This is a genomic window from Paenibacillus sp. MER 180 (assembly GCF_023713665.1).
Lineage (GTDB): Bacteria > Bacillota > Bacilli > Paenibacillales > Paenibacillaceae > Paenibacillus_B > Paenibacillus_B suaedae.
Map to the genome: position 1 here is coordinate 59,148 of NZ_JAMAVT010000014.1, position 22,090 is coordinate 81,237.

Sequence of the window (22,090 nt, forward strand, 5' to 3'; positions counted from 1 at the left end):
CTAGGTTCGTTGAGATACGGAAGATTATTTAGTCTGAACTACGTCAATCAGATCTGCCTTTTCTAGCATACGATGAACGAGCACGGCAGCTTCGGCTCTCGTAATGTCTTTCTTTGGCAGCAATCCATTGCCGGCTCCGTTGATCAGTTTACTGCTAACTACTGCGCTGACGCCTTGTTTAGCCCATGCTCCAACAGATGCACCATCGATAAATGCGGATAATACGGAGTCCGCATCGGCATTGTTAACATAAGCTTTCAAATCAGTCAGTTGCATGGCTTTGGCTATCATAACCATGGCTTCCTCACGGGTAACTGTCTTCCCAGGGCGGAATGTTCCATCTTCATAACCCTTAATAATACCGTATTCCTGTGCTGTCACAACTGCAGCATTAAACCAATCCGATGCAGCAACATCTTTGAAGGTCACGGTTTGTCCTTTATTGTCCATGCCAAGCGCTTGAACAATAATTGCAGCGAACTCAGCCCGAGTAATTGCTGCGTCAGGCGCATAATGGGTATCGTCGACTCCGTTAATCACCATTCTCGACAGCATGTTGGAAACGATACCCTGTGCCCAATGTCCCTTCAAATCATCGAAAGATTTCTGATGTGAGATCAGCAAATAAGTGCTGTTCGTCAAGCTCTTAATAACGGCGTAACTGCTTCCGTTACGAGCTATAATTTGCGTCGGCACATGACGAATTGATCCATCGTCGTTTAGAGCGACTGCTGTCTTGACTGTGTTAGGGTCGATGCCGCTAGGAATCGGAATTTCACGCTCGACAAAGTTGCTGAACCGCCCTATTTTTTCCGTTATATCCTTGTAAGAGACCATAACCGAAAAATCAACAGGTGCAGTCATTACAGTAAAATGACTTTTATTCGCTGCATCCCTAACTGATTTTTCCTTAGATGAATCACTCTTGTTGATAACGACCTGAACAGATAGGTCGCTTGCCTTCGCTGGCCCACCAAATTTGGCAGACAAATCATTGAGGTTAATCTGTGCTGCTGGCAGCTTGATATTACCGATAGGCGTTGAAATTGCAAGCACGGTGTGCTTGAATCGATCCAATGTTTTTAATACTTCTCCAATTAGGTTCACTGACACTTTATCTGCTTCTTGACTCACAGGAATAGACAATGTTTGCTTGTCTCCACCGTTTGTCAGCTGTGAGGCCATAATGGCTGAATCAAGAGATACGTTCACAACGGTTTGCCCGTTTTCTTGCGTTACGATACTTGAAGCCAATTGATTGCGGGTAGACTTACCGCTGTTTGGATCGCTTATCCAATTGCTAGAATCGGAAGGGCGCGTTCCTGATGACGGGGATGCCGATTCCCTAGTTACGTTGATGGAATAGATTTTTTTCAATCCATTTGCTGCTGTCACTTCCACTGAAATGATGTTTTGACCTACAGCAAGTTGAATTGGACTACTTTCTTGACCACTAGTAACTAGTGCTCCGTTCACTTTTAACGAAGACGGTTGATCATATACCGAGGCAGTCACTGTTAATGGAGACTGCTGATCATATACCGAGGCAGTCACTGTTAACGATGAGACACTGTTCGGAACAATCGCTGTGTAATCCAGAATTCTAGAATCGAAGGCTGGATTAAGCGCCCCTTGAGACAAGGCTAAGGCTTGCAAATCCGTCTTGCGATTCACTTGTGGTACGACGCTTACCTCTGGAGAGAGTGCACCCACACCATTCTCATTGCCTGCCTGAACTGCAAAATAATAAGGTAAGTCGTTTGAAAGTCCCGTAATAAGAGCTGAATTCGCTGCTCCACTTACCCTTGCTACAGGTGCGGTTCCATAGCTACCAGAGGATATGCCTTGGTAAACCTGATAATAAGTGGCCCCTGTTACACTATTCCAACGTAAGTTCACTTGCCCATCTTCTGGCGTAGCGATAAATCCTGTCGGTGCATCCAACGTAATTGTAGATCCTGGCCCTGGTGTATTTGGATCCGTTGGAGTTACAGGTGGAATAATGTTCCCTGTGTAGCGGGCCATTCGAATTTGATTTGACACCCCGTTATGTTCAGTCCATGCAGCGAAAAGCTCGCCATTATACTCTTCTAGAACAGAAGCAAACGCCCGTTTAGTTGCATCGACATTCAGCCCGTCAACTCCGTCACCATCTGCAGAAGACCAACTTGTGCCATTAAACTGTTTGACACGCACTTGCGGGGCTTTTCCGTTGGTTGTTTCCGTCCAGGTTGCAAATAGTGTATTTCTGAACACTTTCAAAGCAGGAGGGCTGTCGAGCGCGATATCAGTTGCAATATTTTCTACCGCCTCCCAACTTGCTCCATCAAAACGTTTTACTCTCAACAGAACACCATTAGTGCCATTCTCGACCCATACAACATACAACTCATTGTTGAATTCAATTATAGAGCTGTTGGTGTTGTCGATATCTACAGATTCATTAACGCCTCCATTATCCACGTACACCCAATCTTGGCCGTTATATTTCTTAATTCTTGGTTGGTAATTTTTTGCGCTATTCAACTCTAGCCAAGTTCCATACAATTCATTTTGGAACATAGCCAAGCTTGGTTTGCCAACAGTGTGTGATGCAGCGCGCCCAAGCGATTCCCAACTTCCATTAAATTTCTTAACATGGACGTCATACCCAACATTCGCCGACTCAGACCAAGCTACATAAATTGCATCATTCGTGGATAACAGATTAGGATGCAAAGCTTGTTCCTGAGAATTGGCATTTAGTCCGTTTTTGTCGTCAACCCAAAACACTCCATCCCATTTTTTCACTCTTAATATTCTGACGTTTGCATTGTCGCGTTCTACCCATAGTGCGTATAATTCGTTATTGAAAACAGCTAATTTCGGAGTATCAGCCACTTTTGTAGGATCAACGTTTAAGTCTTCCGAGCCAGATAAGACTCCATTTGAATAGCTTTTAACTACAATTTTTCCATTTTCGACCCAGATTGCATAAAGCGCATCGTTAAATTGCTTCAAATCAGGATGATACGAGTAAATCAAATTTCCATTTAACCCGACGTTAATTTCATTATGAGCAGACGTCCAAGCGACACCATCATATTGTTTGACCCTAATTTGAGTCTGATAATTGTTAGATTCAATCCACGCAGCGAACAGCTTGCCGTTATATGAGCACAAAGTAGGATTCATTGCTGTAGGCGATAATGGATCTACATTTAGAATGGTTTCACTAGTTCCACTCCAGTTTGTTCCATCGTATCTTTTAATATGTATTGTTCCACCCCAATCACGGCCGGCTGCCTCGGTCCAGATTACGTATAATGCATTGTCGTAAACTGCAGATCTTGAATGCTTCGCGTTTTTTGAAACATCTACTTTTAATCCGGCATTGTTAGCACCATCAACGGACGTCCAGCTTAATCCATCATACTTTTTGACTCGGAGATGGGTGTGAACTCCATTTTTTTCGGAAAATACAGCAAACAACTCGTTGTTAAAAACAGTTAAATTACCGTTTGAAATATCGGATGAATCACTACCTAAGCCATTAGGTCCGTCGATAAAAGACCAAGTAGTGCCGTCGAACTTTTTAACTCGCAGCTGTGACTTTCCTCCGCTTTTTTCATCCCAGGATATGTATAAATTTCCGTTGTAAATAGCAGACTCAGGGCTATTCGCCAATGAAGAAGGGCTTGCATTTAATCCATCGTTGCTGCCGCCATCTACCCATTCCCAACTTGAACCATTGTGTTTTTTGACTCGGATTTGATATGTGCCATTGGTATTCTCTACCCATACGATAAAGAGATTATTATTATAGACTATCAAATGAGGGATGTATGCAATAGCAGGGGAATTCATATTCAGTCCCTTGCTGCCTCCACCGTCTACGAAAGACCAGCTTGAGCCGTCATATTTCTTGACCCTTATCTGATTGCCGTTATTCGATGATTCATACCATGTCACATATAGCTCATTCTGGAATACGGCCATGACAGGATTAGTTGCAGTAGCCAATGGATCTGCGCTGAAACTAGTGCCGCCGTCAACATACTCCCAGCTACTACCATTATATTTCTTGATTTGGATCGTGAGATTATTATTCTGGCCTGCTCTCTCAGACCATGCCATGTACAGCTCGTTATTATAATTGACCATGTTAGGGTGTGACGTTTCTTTGGTGGCGTCCACATTTAAACCAATTGTGCTGTTTCCAATTGGCTGCCAGCCAGTTGCAGCCATGGCCTTGGTAATGCCAGACGACAGAGGAAGGACTGCTGTAAAGATGAGCAGGAATGCCATCAGTACAGCGATTGTTTTTCGCATGCGTAATTCGGGTTTCATTTACTACATCGCCTCTCGTAATTATGTTTAAGTTCTATCATGTATGTTTGACAGAATTGAACTCATCCTTTAAATATCGACATTTGTAGCTGGCAAATTAAGAGAGTCATAATATCGACATTTGTTGTATCGCTCACTTCCAATACCATATATGGCATCGGTTCAACGAGCAAGATGATACTCACAGCGGCTGTTATGAAGCTAGTAGACGATGGAAAACTAGATTTAGATGTGCCCGTTGTCACCTATATACCCGACTTTACAATGAGAGACAGCCGTTATACACAGATTACACCCCGCATGCTGCTGAATCATTCTTCCGGTCTTCACGGATACATTGGTCCAAATTCAACCTTGTTCGATGATCATGACACGTATGCACATGATACCTTGTTGAAAGAATTGGCGGTTCAGGACTTACAAGCAGATCCGGGTGCATACTCAATATATAATAACGTTGGTTTTCGTTAGCTGAAATAGTGGTAGAGCGAGTTAGCGGCATGGACTTTACAGCATTTATACACAAGTATTTCACCATGCCTCTGCAAATGAACAATACAAAAACTCCGCAGGATATTGTAAATCCAGCGATATTGGCGGGGGTCTATCATCCTAATTATGAGGGACAGCTTCCCACAGAAAATTATAATGTCATTGCAAGCGGAGGGATTTACTCCACTGCTGAAGATCTGGTTACATTCTCGCGGATATTCACAGGAGAAGTCGTTGGAATTCTATCTCCCAAATCGGTAAAAGCAATGATGTTTCGTTTGTAAATGAGGATGGCTCGCAAAAATACAAATTCGTTGTTGAGAAAAATGGACGTACTTTCCTCTGGGCGGCGCGTTCCTATATTTCGATACCTAAGCTTGGACAGATCGCTATTTCAGAGTATAAGGCAGAGAGGCTAGAGGCCAACGAATTATCGCCCGATACTGCAGCTGCATGGAAAGAGCATGAAAATAAAAAATATTACGTGTTAAGTGAGAAATATTCGTCGATGACTTATTTTAATGCAAAGCCGATTCTACAATTGAATAGCGTGAAGGATGTTTCTGGTTATGTGTTGAATATTACAATCATTGATGCAAACAAAGCAGTCAACAAACTGCAAATTCCAACGATGGCTGGCCGAGATTCGCTGGAACTTAGGCGGGGATATGTATCAATCACACCGTGGTCAGCGGTAACAATCAAGTTGTGCTGCCGGATAACGGAAGGGTTGTATTTGCTGGAGAGGTCGGCTCTATATTTGAGATTTCATTGAAAAAGGAGTAGGGAGGCTTGTCCAAAGATAAAAGTTCAAAGTGCTGTCTCTAAGATCATTATCGACCTTGGAGACAGCACTTTTTTACTTTTTTATGGGCCATTTATTCATTTATTACATCTTTTATAGAACAAATACGGATACAACTTACATCTAGTAAAAAAGATGTTCAATCCTCTCTGCTTAGAACGATCTTACCTCGTGTTCGTCCTGTTTGATTAGACAGATGTGCTCTTCTTACTCCATCAACCGTCATCGGGTAGACTTCCCCTACGATTGGTCTAATTTTTTGTGATTCAACCAGTTTGCGAATATGATTCATGTTTTCGCCATCGGGACGCGTGAACACGTACTTAATGTTTAATTGACGCTCTGCTTCTATTTTATTTATGGAATCAGGTCGAACTTCATCTGGCCCACCGAATATGGTAGCCACCGTTGCGTTCAACTTCATGCAATATAATGCCTCTTCGAATGAAGAACCACCGAGCGTATCGAGCATGAAATCAAACTCTAGTCCTGAATCTCGGATGCTTTCCTGATCGTATGCAATCACTTGATCTGCGCCTAACTCTTTTACAAAATCGATGTTTTTAGCGCTTGTTGTCGTGGTCACATGAGCTCCCAGCGCTTTCGCCAATTGAATGGCAAAGGATCCAATTCCACCACTTCCAGCTAAAATAAGCACGCGATCCCCTGCCTGAACATTTCCCACTTCTACGAGAGCCTGCCATACGGTAAGGCCCACGAGTGGAAGGGATGCTGCCTCAACATACGTCATATAACGAGGCATTGGAGCAACAAGATTTGCAGGAACAACAATCTCATCGGCGTACGTGCCTTGCTTCTCCATTTCTGGACTGAAGAACACATTGTCTCCTACTTGAAATTTGGTTACATCCGTTCCGACAGCCGCCACTTTACCTGCCGCATCCCACCCCAAGATCAGAGGAAGTTGATACGGAAAGCTTTCTTTCAAGTATCCTTCCCGTACTTTCCAGTCTACAGGGTTCACCCCACTAGCTTTTATCGTAATGAGCAGGTCGTTTGGGCCTACTGGTTCTGTCGGAACGTGAACCAACATAAGCGTCGTTTCATCTCCGTATGTTTCAATGCCAATCCCTTTCATATCAAAATCTCTCCTTCTATATTGGAAGTGCGGTAGGTTATTTACTTGTTATTTCATTTAGTATAGATAATTCAAATTCAAAAGTCATTTTTCTTTCTTGTTGACTATATTCATTTTATTTTATATAATTATCTCGAATTAGAGATACTCTAGTCCAAGATAAAGTGGTGCCATCCCAAATAGCTGTTGTTCATATTTGTATAAATGCGAAACACGCAGGATACATTAATTGAGGATGGATGAAAAAGTATTGAAAATGATGCAATTAATTTATTTACACATGTTTCCACAACATATATCGATTTAAAGGATAATCGAATTTAGGAGGAAGAAAACGATGGCAAAAGATTTCTATACTGCACTTAAAGAAAGACGTACTTACTACGGAATCAATAAAGAGGTCAAAGTATCAGATGAAAGAATCAAAGAAATCGTCGAATTTGCTGTGAAACACACTCCGTCAGCGTTCAATTCACAATCTTCGCGTTTGGTTGTATTGTCTGGTGAGGCACATAATAAATTATGGGACATTACAACGGAAACATTGAGAAAAGTAGTTGGTGATGGAGACTTTTCTGGAACACAACAAAAAATGGATTCCTTCAAAGCAGGTTATGGTACTGTATTATTCTTTGAAGATGAGGCTGTAGTGAAATCACTTCAAGAACAATTTACTGCATATGCTGACAACTTCCCAATTTGGTCAAACCAAGCATCAGGTATGCACCAATTAGTGGTATGGACAGGATTGGAAGCAGAAGGATTGGGAGCATCTTTGCAGCATTACAATCCACTGATTGATGATGAAGTGAAAAAAGAATGGAATATCCCTGCTAATTGGAAACTTATTGCGCAAATGCCATTTGGTAATCCAACAGCTGCACCAGGTGAAAAGCAATTCAAACCGTTAGAAGAGCGTGTAAAGTTTCATAAATAATTAAGTACTATGTAAACGGAACATTCAATACAAAGAATCCATTTTGATTTGTCATTATTCAAAATGGATTCTTTTTTTGTGCCAATGAGTAATCTTCATCAAGATTGATTTTCTTTGCAGTAGTTTCTTACATAACCTAGCTGGAGGATTGAGAAGGAAACCTTATACCGCGTGCGAGATGTTCACTTTTTCTCACGATAAGCCGTTAATAAATAATATAGTAAATAATTGGACAGGTGAACTTTTTTGATTCCACCATAGTCTAATCGTTAACTATACACAGAGAACCTAATTGTCGAGAGAGGAGAAATTATGAAGTCAGTAATTGAAGTTAGAAAAGGCCGCATCGGCATTGGGTGGCTCATCGTTTGTTCGATGCTTATCCTGGCCTTATCATGCCCAACAAGTTTATATGCCCAGAGCGACGCGGTATCGGTGACATACGGCAATCAGCCAGGTTCCGTTAAGGAGTTTGTGAAATATGACGTGAGTCCATCTAATTCTGTCACATTAGGTGCGGGTTCCTCCAAGTCGATTAAAGTATACGGATATGAATCTAATGGCAAAAAAGTATCGCTTGGATCGAAGGTGCAATGGCAGTCAGGCAACGAGCAAGTTGTGAAAATGAGCGGCGCAACGATCAAGGGCGTGGCGGAAGGAAGTACGACCGTTACAGGCGTATATGGTCAACAAAGGTTCGATATTTTCGTACACGTCACTGCTACGATTAAAAAACTAATTGTAACTCCTACGAAGGTGGTACTGTCTCCCGGGAAGTCTGCGGCTTTTTCCGTTCAAGCGGTCTATGCGGGCGGGAGCACAAGAGATGTAACTTCACTGGTGACGGCGAAAGCGTCAGGTCAGGGCATCGATGTTGGCAGCGGTGTCGTTACGGCGGTGGGGCAGCCAAAGGGAAGCGTCAGTGTAAAACTGTATTATGGAGGGAAAGGTGTAACTCTTCCCGTTGTACTACAGGAAAACTTGGTGAGTATTGATGTTCAGCCTACATCTCTCGTGGTGGAAGCGGGAGCTGCGAAGCCCATTAAAGTAATCGGCACTTTATCGAGCGGCAAAAAGGTGTCTCTTGCTGGCAAGATAGCATGGAAGTCCGGCAATGATCAAATTGCCAAAGTAACCGTTTCCGGCGTAAAAGGACTTACGGAGGGAACGACGAGAATTGTGGGCGTGTACGGTGATCGTACGTTTGAAATCCCGGTTCAAGTCACACCAAAGTTGAAAAAGCTGACCGTTGTGGCATCGACGGCGAAGCTTGCGCCTCATCAATCGACGAGCTATCGAGTACAGGCCGTATACAGCAGTGGTAACACTTCCGATGTCACGTCACTTGCCAAGTCGAAGTCGAATGGCAAGGCGACCGCCAATCAAGGGATGATCACTGCAGTAAGTAAAGGGAAGGCTGTCCTTACCTTTTCATATGGCGGCAAACAAGTATCTCTGCGTATCACAGTAGAGTAGGATGATCTTGAGTTCTAGTTCTATACAAGGCCTTCACAGGTTGATGACCTGTAGAAGTAAAGCATGATGTTCGTGTTGCTCGTGATGTTAGCGTCATGAAGATGTATATATCGGAAAGCGGCAGCTCAGGATTCGTCATTCCTGATACTGCCGCTTTTCATTTGCCATTATCGAGAATCTCTTCATTTCACAGGAACTATGTAGACGTCAATTAGACCTCTATCCGTAAGAATGTGCCCGTGCTTAGTCCGTAATAAGGAACCCGACCTTTTTGAGTGCTTCGCATACTTCATCCAATCGCTCTTCGCTTGGGGAGGTCAAGGTATGGAGATGAATTCCGTTCGTAAGCTCTGAGATGAAGGCTGCTCCGCTGCTGCGGATATTGTTCATGAAATCATATACCTCTTTGCGGGTATTGACGCGGATTTGTGCCGAGATTTGCCCGTATATGGGGTGTTCCACGATAACATCCTTGACGCCTACGCCATAATCGACGATAAGCAGCAGTTCTTCCTCACTTTGCTCGGGTGCGTGCTGAACAGCAATTACTCGCTCGAACAACGAGGCGTTTTCTTTTGTGCTTTGATCCATGTATACGTATCCTTGGCTAGTCGCGAGAATGGGTTCATTGCGCGCCTTTAGCAAGGTCATATCTTGCACGATTACTTGGCGTGATACATTGGCTCGTTGGGCCAACTCGGTTCCCGTGAGTGGGGAGGAGGACTTCAGCCAATCCAGCAGCTTCGTTCGGCGCTCTTCGCCTGTCAGCTTGATGTTAGTCGCCAATTGGATTTGCTCCTTTCAAGGACGCCAGCAATGTTAATAGGCTGTCCAGATGCTCAGTAGTTGTGGATCTGCCGAAGGAAATGCGGATAAACCGAAGCGCTTCCTCCTTGCAAAGTCCAATAGCGGCAAGAGAGGGGGAATGCTCCTGATGGCCTGCTGCACAGGCCGTTCCGGTCGAAATGCAGATTCCGTTGCGATTACATTCTAGCATAACATATTGGCCCTCCATCCCGTCAAAGAGGCACCCGGCAATATGTGGAGCAACTTCGGCGTTTTGTTCGCTAACAGCAGGGGTAAGTGGAATTCCAAGCCGCCCAGCTTGGGTGAACAAATAAGTATGAAGCTGCCGGAAGTGTGAGAACAGCTCGGCTTGATTCTCTACGCAATGTTCGGCTGCGGTCACGAAGGCGCCAATACCGGGAACATTGACTGTGCCCGCACGAAATCCGCGTTCATGATTGGTTCCTGGAAGGACAGGCTGCCAAGGGACGCGTGGGTGAAGGAAGGCGGCTCCCACCCCTTTGGGGCCATACACTTTGTGGCTGGACAACGAGCAGGCATCCACTCCCAGCTGGCGGATATCAATCGGGAGCTTGCCAAATGTCTGAACCATATCACTATGCAGGAAAATGCCTCGTGCTCTGAGTAGAGGCGACAGCTCTGCCAACGGCTGCACAATTCCTGTCTCGGAATTGGCATGCTGAATGGATACTAAGCCTGTGTCCGGTTCAAGTGCTTGTTTAAGAATTTCCTTCGTAATGATACCTCTCGTATTTGGCTCAATGAGCGTCACCCGGTATCCTAGCCGTTCCAGATAGGGAATGGCATTACGGATGGAGGCGTGCTCCATTACCGTTGTGACAAGATGCTTTCTCCCCTCTGGCAACCCGTTCAGAATGGATTGAATCGTCAATAGATTTGACTCTGATCCTCCGCTCGTAAAATACATGCCTTCCTTAACTCCACCTATCATACTTGCAAGCTTCTCTCGGCAGTATTCCAGCACATTTGCTGCACGGCCGCCTGTGTCATGAAGGCTGTGACTATTGCCGTATGCTTCGCGGCTCAATTCGGTTAGTAGGTGCAGCGCCCGTTCATCCATAGGTGCAGCAGCGGCGTAATCCAAATATATCAACGGTGAAAGTCCCCTTTATATTCTTGTTATTTGTTACTCATCATGCAGTCACTTTTCCTATGTCTATCCAGGAATGAGTTGCCTTTATCAAAATCCTTGCTTGCAAAGTGACTGAGCTTATTGTAATGTTGTATCAGATTTACTGTCAATACAGGTGTAAAGACACATATATATTATATGATTGTTCGTCTGTAAAGTTCATGCACTTATTTTCGAAATAAAGAAGTGAAGAGATATGGAAAAGGGAGAACACTCCGTTATTGTTGTGGGTTCTGGAGTCGCGGCATTGTCGTTATTATCCTCGCTGCCTCCACATATACACGCAACTGTATTAACCAAGGGAAAGGTGTCAGACAGCAACTCAATTCTGGCACAAGGGGGGATTGCTACCTCTTACTTGCCCGATGATACGATGCTTAGTCATATCGCAGATACACTTGAAGCCGGAGCGGGGCATAACGACCTGAACATGGTGCAGATGGTCATTCGGGAGGGCAAGGAAATTATGCTTGAGCTTGTAGAGGCTCAGTTTCCTTTTGACCGTGATCGCGATGGCAGGCTAATGCTGGGACGTGAAGGTGCTCATCGTGCGAATCGGATCTTTCATGCTGGTGGCGATGCATCTGGCAGGATGCTGGTGGAGTATTTGCTGCAACAGATCCCAAGACATGTTCATATACGTGAATTTGTTACTGTAATAGATCTTCTTGTGGAGAAAGGACACTGTAATGGTGTTGTTCTCCGAAGCAAGGAAGGGCAGATCGAGATGCTTCATGCTGATCATGTCGTGTTAGCCACAGGTGGATGTGGCAGCCTGTATCGCCATCACAGCAATCATCAGATTGCAACCGGCGATGGGCTGATGCTGGCCTATCGTGCAGGAGCGCATCTAACGGATCTAGAATTCATGCAGTTCCATCCGACGCTGCTTGTGAAGGATGACCGCAGCTATGGACTAGTGTCCGAAGCGGTGCGCGGGGAAGGCGGTGTGTTAATTGACGAGCATGGCCGCCGGATTATGGAAGGCAGACATGAACTTAAGGATTTGGCTCCACGTGATGTCGTAGCTCGTGTAATTCATGAAGAGATGCAGCAAGGGCATGCGGTGTATATAGATATTCAAGCATGTCTAGAGTTTCGAAGTCGCTTCCCGAGTATTACACGACTTTGTGAAGAAGCTGGTGTAGATCTGGAGAAGGGACGGATTCCAGTAGCCCCGGGCATGCACTTCCTCATGGGGGGCATTCAAGTTAATGAATGGGCAGAGAGCAGTATTCACGGATTATTTGCGATTGGGGAAGCCGGCTGCAACGGACTCCATGGAGCTAATCGCCTAGCGAGCAATTCATTGCTGGAAGCACTAGTTACAGGGCGCAGGGCGGCAATGCGAATTCGTGCGAGTGAACTCGGGAAACTGGGATCATGGGCCGACAAGTCTGAAGCAAACGTTGTCAGAGGAGCCAGAGCGACTGAAGCATTCACGGGTGAAGCAGCAATTACTGGCGAAGTAGGCAGGGCTAAAGAAGTCGAGGCTGAAATAGTTGATGGTAATGTGCAGCACTCCATTTCGATACAGGTTCCGCAGACGTCGCTTGCTGAGCTTCAGCGTAGAATGACGGCGGCAGCAGCAATTGAACGGAATCGGGAACAATTGCAGGGCATGAAGCAGTGGTTAATGGAGATGCCGACACAGGCCTTGAAAGTGCAAAAAATCACAAGGGAACAGCTGGAGCTTGCGAACTTGTGGCAGCTGGCACAGCTTGTTACCGAGTCTGCTTTGCTGCGGGAGGAGAGCCGCGGGGCTCATTACCGGAGCGATTGTCCGAATCGTGATTATCATAATTGGGGAAGTAGACAAATTGTCCATTCCCTGACAGGAATTCAAATTGTGCGTAACGAAAGGATTGTGCCATCATGGAACGTTTTCAGTTAAGACGGCTGCTGGAATCCTTCTATGCGGAGGATATCGGAAGCGGGGATCAGACATCGTCATTTCTATTTGACGGCGAACAGTGCGAAGCGGTTATTAAAAGTAAGGCTGCTGGATTGCTTGCAGGGACGGATGTCATTACAGAGGGCTTTCGGCTGATGTCAGAGGGGATTCAGATTTCCTTACAGAAGCGAGATGGGGACTCTCTATCTAAGGGAGAACCAATAGCAGTCTTACAGGGACCTGCGGGAGCAATGCTGACTGGAGAGCGCGTTGTCCTGAACTTGCTGCAGCGCATGTCTGCGATTGCGACTCAGACGCGACAAGCGATTCGGCTGCTCGATGACGAGCATACCCGAATTTGTGATACGCGCAAGACGATGCCGGGTCTGCGCATGCTCGACAAGTATGCGGTGCGTGTAGGCGGCGGCTATAATCATCGCTTCGGTCTATATGACGGCATTATGATCAAGGACAATCATATTGCGGCTTGCGGCTCGATCACAGAGGCGGTTAGACGAGCGCGATCTTATGCCGGCCACATGATTCGGATTGAGGTAGAGATTGAATCGGAGGCACAGCTGTTGGAGGCTATTGCCGCGCAGGCAGATGTCATTATGTTCGATAACCGCTCACCGGAAGAAGTGAAGCACTTCGCGTCATTAACACCAGGAAGCATCATAACTGAGGCATCAGGCGGCATTACGTTTAATACTCTTCACCAGTATCGGGGAACAGGTGTGAATTATATATCGCTCGGATTTTTGACTCATTCGGTACACAGTTTAGACATTAGCATGGATGTAGAACTTCGTTAAGGAACAGAGGAGGAGAGAGACGATGTCCATATTGGAAGTGATGAGAGGCGAACATGGCATGATGCCTGAGCACTATAAGCGGCTGAGTGTGGAAGAGATGGAGCAGCGGGTGCGTGATATCAAGCAGCGATTCGGCTCGAGATTGTTGATTCCCGGCCACCATTATCAGAAGGATGAGGTCATTCAGTTTGCCGACATTACAGGGGACTCGCTGCAGCTTGCTCAGCGAATTACAGATGCAGAGTTTATTGTCTTTTGTGGTGTTCACTTCATGGCAGAGACGGCTGACATGCTGTCATCTCCGAGTCAAGTCGTTGTGCTCCCAGATATGCGTGCTGGCTGTTCGATGGCGGATATGGCCAATATGCAGCAGACCGAGGTGGCGTGGGAACGTCTGCAGGCAGTGTATGGAGACACCATTATTCCGTTAACCTATGTCAATTCATCGGCTGAGATTAAAGCCTTCGTTGGCCGACATGGAGGCGCGACAGTAACTTCATCTAACGCGAAGGAAGTATTGGCATGGGCGTTCAAGCAGAAGGAACGAATCCTCTTCCTGCCGGATCAGCATCTAGGGCGGAATACGGCTTATGATCTGGGCATTTCGCTGCACGACATGGCGTTGTGGGATCCGGAGCTGGGCGAACTGGTGACAGATCGTGAGGATGTGCAAGCCATTCAGGTTATCTTATGGAAGGGGCATTGTTCAGTACATGAGAAGTTCACGGTAGACAATATTCGCAGTGTTCGGGAGCGAGATCCAGAGATTCAGATTATCGTTCATCCTGAATGCTCGCGTGAAGTCGTTGCGTTATCGGATTATGCAGGATCCACGAAGTATATCATTGATACGATCAATGCCGCGGAACCCGGAACGAAATGGGCCGTCGGAACGGAAATGAATCTCGTGAACCGCATCATCCATACTCACCCGGATAAGCAGATTGAATCGCTCAATCCGAATATGTGCCCATGCTTAACGATGAATCGGATCGACCTGCCTCATTTGCTCTGGTCATTGGAGCAGATTGACCAAGGCAAGCCGGTAGGCATTATTACGGTGCCGGAATCGATCAAGGTCGATGCTGTTAAGGCGCTGGATCGAATGCTGCAGATTTAGGTAAGAGCTATTAGAGGCGAGCGCATTTTTGGAGATAACTATATATTGCTGATTGAGAGCCGCAGGTGCATAGAGAATGTACACGCTATTTTCCATTATACCCAGCAATGGTTTCACAGTATCGACACCAATATACTATAGGGGGGTATGGTATACTGTGTGTGAATACGAATCAAACACCATGCGTAAGGGAGAGGTCTTGGATGGAAATCGCAATCATGCTATACGATGGAATCACAGCCTTAGACGCAATTGGGCCCTATGAAGTATTTGCGGCTACAATGAAATGCAAAGTGAAGTTTGTCGCCAAAGAAAAAGGGTTGATTAAATTAGATTCGAAAATGGGCTATATGCATGCCGATTACAGCTTTTCGGAGATTACTTCAGCTGATATTCTTGTCGTGCCTGGCTGCAGCCCGCCAAACTATAAAGCTCCGATGAATGATGAAGCGACGTTGAATTGGATACGCCAATTGCATGAGACCACGACTTGGACGACATCGGTGTGCAACGGTTCCTTGATTTTGAGTGCTGCTGGCTTGTTGAATGGTGCCAAGGCGACAAGTCATTGGGGATCCTTCGAACTTCTTCGTTCGCTTGGAGCCATTCCAACAGATGAGAGAGTGGTTCGCCATGGCAAAATCGTCACAGCGGCAGGCATCTCTTCCGGTATCGACATGGCACTCCAATTGGTAGCCTGGGAAATGGGTGAAGAGATGAGCAAAGGAGTGCAGTTGATCTTGGAATATGATCCTCAGCCTCCGTTTGATGCAGGTTCGCCCCATAAAGCGCCGGCCCCATTGGTAGAACAGATAAGAGGAATGCTTCAACAGTTCTCACAGCAGGAGCCGAATTTATAAATCGTAATACGTCTATCAGGTCTGGATACAGACAGGCGAGGATTAGAACAGAGAGATATATCAGCAGCTGAAAATAGAAAGCAGCAGTCTAGGACTTTATTCGGATGCTAGACTGCTGCTTTTTCATTTCCTAGACGACCTACATTACATTACTTCAGCAACGCAAGCGTCGCTCTGATCGCATTATCAATAAATGATTGCTGAGGACGAGACTTCAACATAACAGTCAGTCCAATTAGCGAGATGATGAGCGCTTGGGACAAAGCCTTCGCTTCTATATGAGCATCGAGCTCGCCTGATTGAATCCCGCGTTCTATCGTTTCTTGAAAAATGACAGACAAGTACATTTGATGTTCTCTTGTTAGAATTTCGAATTTCTCATCATGAGGCGCAAGTTCGACCATGGTATTAATGCAAAAACACCCCCGACTGCAATCACCTGCATATTCCTCAGCAACCACATCTGCAAAAAACGCAGCAAATGCTTCTTTGACAGAAGAGTGGCTTTGAAGCTTGTCACGTGTCTCAGAAGCCCGGGACATCATGTATTTGCGCAGCGCAGTTTCGAACAATTCCTTTTTGTCTCCAAAGGCAGCGTATATGCTAGGGCGCTGAATACCCATTCGGGAGGTTAAATCGCTCAACGAGGTAGCCTCATATCCCTTCTCCCAAAATAGCTGCATGGCTGCATCTAATACTTTATCTTCGTTAAATTCGCGAGTTCTTGCCACAATACATACCTCTCTTTTTACGTACTGACCAGTATGTTATTATTTTATGATTTGCTGTTCTTTTTGTCAAATATAGATCGGACTACCCTAATTGAGAGAGGATGGACATTTCAATAAACGCTAATGAAGTCAAATATACTTGTTGACAATAGGAGTTGGCGTGAGCTATATTAACTGGGAATTATAACATACCGATCGGTACAGTATGATAATCACTAAGTTAAGCGAATGGAGGTAAAGTGTGTCCAACATGGAGGAGGTTCTAGAAAAGGCAGCGATTCATGCCCATTCCAAGGGGAATTCCGCACAGGAATCACAGCTTACGCTTGATTCTGATCAGCGCACGACGATGTCTCGTTATGTGATTCTGTTGTTTGCGGCTGCTTGCGGCATGTCTGTCGCCAATATCTACTTCGCCCAGCCACTGCTCGATCAGCTGTCGGTTGAGTTTGGTATTGAGCATTCGATTATCGGCATCGTTATTACGATCACTCAGATCTTTTATGGGCTGGGATTGCTTCTGCTGGTACCGCTTGGGGATATGTTGAACCAACGCCGGTTAATTATTGGACAGATGCTATTGTCCATGATTGCTCTCGTTATTGTGGGAACTGCTCCTACCAGTACCGTTCTATTTGTTGGCATGGCATTGGTGGGACTGCTTGCCGTAGTGACGCAGACGCTTGTGGCGCTTGCGGCAACGATGGCTGCTCCCGCTGAACGAGGACGCGTCGTTGGCATTGTCACAAGCGGAATTGTCATAGGCATTCTGCTTGCCCGATCCATTGCTGGTATTGTAACGGATCTTGCAGGTTGGCGTGCCGTATATCTAGTCTCCGCCGCGCTGCTGCTATTTATCGTTTGTATGTTTGCTAGAGTGCTGTCCCATATGGAGCGTGAAGTCAAATCACTGTCCTATCCTCAGCTGCTCGGATCCGTGATTACGTTGTTTGTACAAGAACGGATGCTGCGTATCCGCTCTGTCCTGGCGCTGCTGATTTTTGCTGATTTCAGCATTTTGTGGACTTCACTCGTACTGCCGCTTAGTGCGCCGCCGCTATCGCTTTCACACAGTGCTATCGGGGCGTTTGGACTAGCGGGTGTTGCCGGAGCTTTAGCGGCAGCACGAGCGGGGAAGCTGGCTGATCGAGGCTATGGACAGAGAACGACGGGCTTTTCTCTGGTTCTACTGCTGCTCTCATGGTTGTTCATCCGCTATACGGAGCAGTCCTTATTCGCATTAATGATTGGCATAGTTCTACTGGACTTGGCGGTGCAAGCCGTACACGTCACGAATCAGACGATGATTCTTCCTTTGCGCGCAGAGGCGCGAAGTCGACTAACTGCCGGATACATGGTGTTCTATTCGATCGGCAGCGCAAGCGGCTCAATTGCTTCAACCCATGTCTATGCACATTATGGCTGGGGAGGCGTATGCTTGCTCGGAGCCTCTGTCAGTGCAGCAGCTCTCCTTTTTTGGACAATAACCAGACGCGTTGGTGCTGCTGCATGAAGGTAAGCTGGCGTCCTATGATCTACAGATTCAGCATCATGAATCGGATTGCTTATCACCTCACTCAACAGAATTGAATAATCACTCGAAATAAAGATGTATACGACGTTAAATAAATGTTCTCAAGCCTACTCGATATGCTGTGAACGATACGATAAGGAGAGATTGTCCGTGGAGATTGGTATTACTTCGTTTGTAGAAACAAAGCCGGATATTCAGACTGGTGAAGTGATCAGTCACGCACAGCGACTGCGCGAAGTCGTAGAGGAAATTGTACTTGCTGATCAGGTGGGACTTGATGTGTTCGGCATAGGGGAGCATCATCGCGAGGACTATGCGGCATCTTCACCTGCAATCGTGTTGGCAGCGGCTGCATCACGAACGTCGGGCATTCGGCTGACGAGTGCGGTGACGGTACTTTCTTCAGCAGATCCAGTGCGCGTATATCAGGATTTTGCTGCGCTTGATGGGATTTCAAATGGACGTGCTGAAATTATGGCGGGCCGGGGTTCCTTTGTCGAATCTTTTCCCCTGTTTGGCTATGATTTGAACGATTATGATGAGTTATTTGAAGAACATTTGGAATTGCTTCTCCACATAAGAGAGTCTGAGAGGGTTACCTGGTCAGGGCGTCATCGGCCAGCGATTCGCAATCAGGGCGTGTATCCGCGTTCGGTTCAAGATCCATTGCCGGTATGGATTGGGAGCGGGGGGAATCAGGAGTCCGCTATCCGTGCAGGTCTGCTAGGGCTGCCGCTGATGCTGGCGATCATTGGTGGAAGTCCGATGAACTTTGCACCGCTTGTGCAGCTGTATAAGAAAGCGGCCGCGCATGCTGGTCATGATGAATCAAGGCTGCAGGTCGGTTCACATTCGATAGGATTTGTTGCAGAGGATACGGTATCAGCAGCTGATATGTATTTCCCGTCTACCCAGGCAGGCATGAATAAACTCGGCAAGGAGCGGGGCTGGGCGTATTATGACCGTTCCAGCTTCGACGCCGCCCGCAGCTTTGAAGGAGCGCTATATGTTGGCGATCCGGACACGGTTGCTCACAAGATCATACACCTTCGCAAGCACATAGGCATTACACGCTTTATGATGTATGTGCCCTTAAGTACGATGCCGCATGACCAAGTAATGAGAGCGATTGAGCTGTTAGGGACGGAGGTTGCGCCACGAGTTCGGGAAGAAATTAGCAAGTGGGAAGCTTAAGCGGGAATTCAAGCGTAATGCAAAGTTGTTATAGATAATAGAACAAGTGCTTCGAAACTACATCTCAGTATGGGAGGAGCTTACATGAATTTTGAAAGTCGGGTATTGCCGGAATTAAGAGCGGCATTAGCACAATTTCCAGGTTTTCAACTAGAGGAGAAATTAGCGTGGAGCAGAAGCTTGTTGTCGAATCCTCCGATTGAGAAGTCAGAGCATGTACATACGACAAGCCAGATGATTCCGGGGGCAGCAGGCGAGATGTTGGCCAAAGTATACGAACCTGCCTCGCGAACGGGCGCCAAGCTTCCAGCCATGCTGTGGATTCATGGAGGAGGCTATGTAATGGGACATCCGGATATGGACGATACCTTGTGCGAACGCTTCGTGCAGGCAGCGAATTGCATCGTTGTATCGGTCGATTACCGACTTGCTCCCGAGCATCCCTACCCAGCTGCAATCGATGATTGTTATGCCGGCCTGATATGGATGACGAATAAAGCCGAATCGTTAGGCATTGATGTAGATCGAGTCGCGATAGCTGGTGCGAGTGGAGGCGGCGGTCTAACCGCAGCGCTTGCCTTAATGGCTCGCGACAAAGGCGGTCCGGCCCTTATCTTCCAAATGCCGCTGTATCCGATGCTCGACAACCGAAATAAGTCGGCATCAAGCTATGAAGTTATGGCCGACAACGCAACCTGGAACCGGACGAATAACGTAGCAGCCTGGAACATGTATTTGGAAGATGCTAGCGACACTCGCGAAGTATCCCCATATGCGGTGCCGTCGAGCGCAGAAAGTTTGGCGGGGCTGCCGCCGACCTATACGTGTATTGGCCAGCTCGATCTGTTCCGAGATGAGACGATTGATTATGTGACTCGACTTGCGGAAGCGGGTGTAGATGTTGAGTTCCATCTGTATCCTGGAAGCTATCATGGCTTCGAAGTGTTCGTCCCCGACGCGGAAGTGAGCCGACGCGCAAGCCAGGGCTATGTGGATGCGATGGCCAAGGCGCTTAATCCTTCAGTCTGCTGATGCACCATACTTGACAGAAATGAATACACATGTAATAGTAAATGAAATGGATATATTTGCCTATCTAATTCAAATGAAAGGGCGATGCAGAGTGATGCGCGTTCATCATTGTTACTGGGATGAGCAATTTCATAGGTCGGCCCTTTTGAACAAGAGGCTGTGTGGAAGCTAACGACTTCCGCACAGCCTCTTTCTTTTGGTAAAGCAAGAAAGGAGAGGGATGGTTGTGGCAGTTAAACATTTGCAACAGAAAGAGCATACGGGGCCAATCACGCTGGACGGAGGACAATTGACACTAGGTCAACTGACTGCGATTGCCTATGGTTACGCTCCAGTGGTCCTCGCGTCCGACGCCGTGCAGCGCGTCACGCGATGCCGTGAAATGGTCGAGGAATTCGTGGATGCGAATAAAGTGGTATACGGGGTGACGACTGGGTTCGGCAAGTTCAGCGATGTCATGATTTCGCCGGAGGATTCGGCAGAATTACAAGCCAACTTAATTCGGAGCCATGCCTGTGCCGTTGGTTCTTCCTTGCCAGAGGCAGCGGTGCGCACGATCATGCTGCTGCGGGCGAACGCCCTCGCGAAGGGCTTCTCCGGCATTCGTCTGGAAACGCTTCAATTGCTCATCGATTGCCTCAACCGGGGCGTTCATCCGGTGATCCCTGAGCAGGGATCACTTGGCGCGAGCGGAGATTTGGCCCCATTGTCGCACTTGGCGCTGGTTCTTATGGGTGAAGGGGAAGCTGTCTATCATGGGACGCGCATGTCCGGTCATGATGCATTGGCATCGGCAGGTCTGAAGCCCGTGCAGCTGCAGGCCAAGGAAGGACTGTCGCTCATCAATGGCACACAGATTATGACAGCAATCGGTGCACTGACTTATGTGCATGCACTGCGGCTTGCCAAGACGGCGGATGCGATCGCGGCTCTGACGGTGGAGTGCTTGCTTGGGATTACGGATGCGTTCGCGGATGAGCTTCAGCGCGTCCGGCCGTATCCAGAGCAGATTGGCGTCGCTGCCAATCTGAGAACACTGCTGAGCGGCAGTCAGTTGACAACGAAGCAAGGCGACATTCGTGTGCAGGATGCCTATTCCCTGCGCTGCTTGCCTCAGGTTCATGGCGCATCGCGACAGGTGCTTGCTTATGTGGAGGATAAGTTGAATGTGGAGATGAACGCAGCAACCGATAATCCACTCTTGTTTTTGGAACAGGGCACAGTCATCTCAGGCGGGAATTTCCATGGACAGCCGATGGCGTTTGCGATGGATTTCTTGAAAATAGGGATGAGCGAGCTAGCCAACATAGCGGAGCGGCGCACGGAGCGGCTAGTCAATCCGGCATTGTCAGGCGGGCTGCCCGCTTTCCTTAGCCATCAGCCTGGTATGGCGTCTGGCATGATGATTCCGCAGTACGTGAGCGCATCGCTCGTCTCGGAGAACAAAGTACTGGCTCATCCGGCGAGCGTCGACTCGATCCCTTCCTCCGCCAATCAGGAGGATCATGTATCGATGGGCACGACGGCTGCTCGCCATGCGGCACAAGTGGTAGACAATGTGTCCAAGGTGCTGGCCATTGAACTGATCTGTGCGGCAGAAGCCGCCGAGTTCCGAGGCGCAGAGAAGCTGGCTCCTTCGACGCGTGCGCTCTTCGACTTGGTGCGCAAGCTTGTACCGCCGGTAACGACGGATCGCTCTTTAAGCAAGGAGATTGAAGCCGTTGCATCTGCGCTTAGCAGAGGGGAGTTCCTTCATGCCGTAGAGGAAGTAGCAGGCCGATTATATTAAGTCGACTACAAGAAGAGAACATC

General features: G+C 47.1%; 15 protein-coding genes and 1 pseudogene. 11 read left to right on the forward strand and 5 right to left on the reverse strand.

Going from position 1 to position 22,090, the window contains the following annotated elements; genetic code table 11:
• Positions 1–24: 24 nt before the first annotated feature.
• Positions 25–4,329: an S-layer homology domain-containing protein gene (locus tag M3661_RS21345; protein WP_251488375.1), complete on the reverse strand. Its 4,305-nt coding sequence runs from the start codon at positions 4,327–4,329 to the stop codon at positions 25–27.
• A gap of 126 nt (positions 4,330–4,455) precedes the next feature.
• Between M3661_RS21345 and M3661_RS30835 the strand changes: the two are divergent.
• A pseudogene (locus M3661_RS30835) lies at positions 4,456–5,607 on the forward strand (serine hydrolase domain-containing protein); the annotation flags it as partial.
• Between the two features lie 158 nt (positions 5,608–5,765).
• Here the strand turns inward: M3661_RS30835 and M3661_RS21355 are convergent.
• Complete coding sequence (locus M3661_RS21355) at positions 5,766–6,725, reverse strand: NADP-dependent oxidoreductase (RefSeq protein ID WP_251488378.1); 960 nt, start codon at positions 6,723–6,725, stop codon at positions 5,766–5,768.
• A 337-nt stretch (positions 6,726–7,062) separates the two neighbouring features.
• Here M3661_RS21355 and M3661_RS21360 point away from each other — a divergent pair, with 337 nt between their 5' ends.
• Positions 7,063–7,662, forward strand: coding sequence for a nitroreductase family protein (locus M3661_RS21360; RefSeq protein WP_251488381.1), 600 nt, complete (start codon positions 7,063–7,065; stop codon positions 7,660–7,662).
• A gap of 312 nt (positions 7,663–7,974) precedes the next feature.
• Positions 7,975–9,138, forward strand: coding sequence for an Ig-like domain-containing protein (locus M3661_RS21365; RefSeq protein ID WP_251488383.1), 1,164 nt, complete (start codon positions 7,975–7,977; stop codon positions 9,136–9,138).
• A 243-nt stretch (positions 9,139–9,381) separates the two neighbouring features.
• Here the strand turns inward: M3661_RS21365 and M3661_RS21370 are convergent, their stop codons facing one another.
• On the reverse strand, positions 9,382–9,924 hold the full coding sequence (locus M3661_RS21370) for a transcription repressor NadR (protein ID WP_021259883.1): 543 nt from the start codon (positions 9,922–9,924) through the stop codon (positions 9,382–9,384).
• Entirely contained in the window at positions 9,914–11,059 is a 1,146-nt protein-coding gene (locus tag M3661_RS21375) for an IscS subfamily cysteine desulfurase (RefSeq protein WP_065290025.1), read from the reverse strand. The genes M3661_RS21370 and M3661_RS21375 overlap by 11 nt, the downstream gene beginning before the upstream one ends.
• Before the next feature lie 235 nt (positions 11,060–11,294).
• Here M3661_RS21375 and nadB point away from each other — a divergent pair, with 235 nt between their 5' ends.
• The 4 genes from nadB (at position 11,295) to M3661_RS21395 (ending at position 15,787) form a co-directional block, all read left to right on the forward strand.
• The gene (gene nadB / locus M3661_RS21380; protein ID WP_251488387.1) at positions 11,295–12,992 is read left to right on the forward strand and encodes an L-aspartate oxidase; all 1,698 of its coding nucleotides are present in this window, start codon (positions 11,295–11,297) and stop codon (positions 12,990–12,992) included.
• A complete protein-coding gene (gene nadC, locus M3661_RS21385) occupies positions 12,974–13,807 on the forward strand; it encodes a carboxylating nicotinate-nucleotide diphosphorylase (protein ID WP_065290027.1) in 834 nt (277 codons plus the stop codon). Before nadB ends, nadC begins: the two co-directional genes overlap by 19 nt.
• 22 nt (positions 13,808–13,829) lie before the next feature.
• Positions 13,830–14,927 carry a quinolinate synthase NadA gene (gene nadA / locus M3661_RS21390; protein ID WP_251488390.1) on the forward strand — a complete coding sequence of 366 codons (1,098 nt, stop codon included), beginning with the start codon at positions 13,830–13,832 and terminating at the stop codon, positions 14,925–14,927.
• Between the two features lie 203 nt (positions 14,928–15,130).
• Complete coding sequence (locus M3661_RS21395) at positions 15,131–15,787, forward strand: DJ-1/PfpI family protein (RefSeq protein WP_021259878.1); 657 nt, start codon at positions 15,131–15,133, stop codon at positions 15,785–15,787.
• Between the two features lie 149 nt (positions 15,788–15,936).
• Here M3661_RS21395 and M3661_RS21400 read toward each other — a convergent pair whose 3' ends face one another.
• Positions 15,937–16,518 (reverse strand): TetR/AcrR family transcriptional regulator, encoded by a 582-nt coding sequence (locus M3661_RS21400; RefSeq protein ID WP_251488393.1) that lies wholly within the window; start codon positions 16,516–16,518, stop codon positions 15,937–15,939.
• A 250-nt stretch (positions 16,519–16,768) separates the two neighbouring features.
• Between M3661_RS21400 and M3661_RS21405 the strand changes: the two genes are divergently transcribed.
• The 4 genes from M3661_RS21405 to hutH all read left to right on the forward strand — a co-directional run bounded on the left by M3661_RS21405 (position 16,769) and on the right by hutH (position 22,067).
• Positions 16,769–18,031: an MFS transporter gene (locus tag M3661_RS21405; RefSeq protein ID WP_251488549.1), complete on the forward strand. Its 1,263-nt coding sequence runs from the start codon at positions 16,769–16,771 to the stop codon at positions 18,029–18,031.
• Positions 18,032–18,202: 171 nt separating this feature from the next.
• On the forward strand, positions 18,203–19,246 hold the full coding sequence (locus M3661_RS21410) for an LLM class flavin-dependent oxidoreductase (RefSeq protein ID WP_251488396.1): 1,044 nt from the start codon (positions 18,203–18,205) through the stop codon (positions 19,244–19,246).
• 84 nt (positions 19,247–19,330) lie between these two features.
• On the forward strand, positions 19,331–20,278 hold the full coding sequence (locus M3661_RS21415) for an alpha/beta hydrolase (protein WP_251488400.1): 948 nt from the start codon (positions 19,331–19,333) through the stop codon (positions 20,276–20,278).
• A 220-nt stretch (positions 20,279–20,498) separates the two neighbouring features.
• A complete protein-coding gene (gene hutH / locus M3661_RS21420; RefSeq protein ID WP_285853186.1) occupies positions 20,499–22,067 on the forward strand; it encodes a histidine ammonia-lyase in 1,569 nt (522 codons plus the stop codon).
• Positions 22,068–22,090 lie beyond the last annotated feature (23 nt).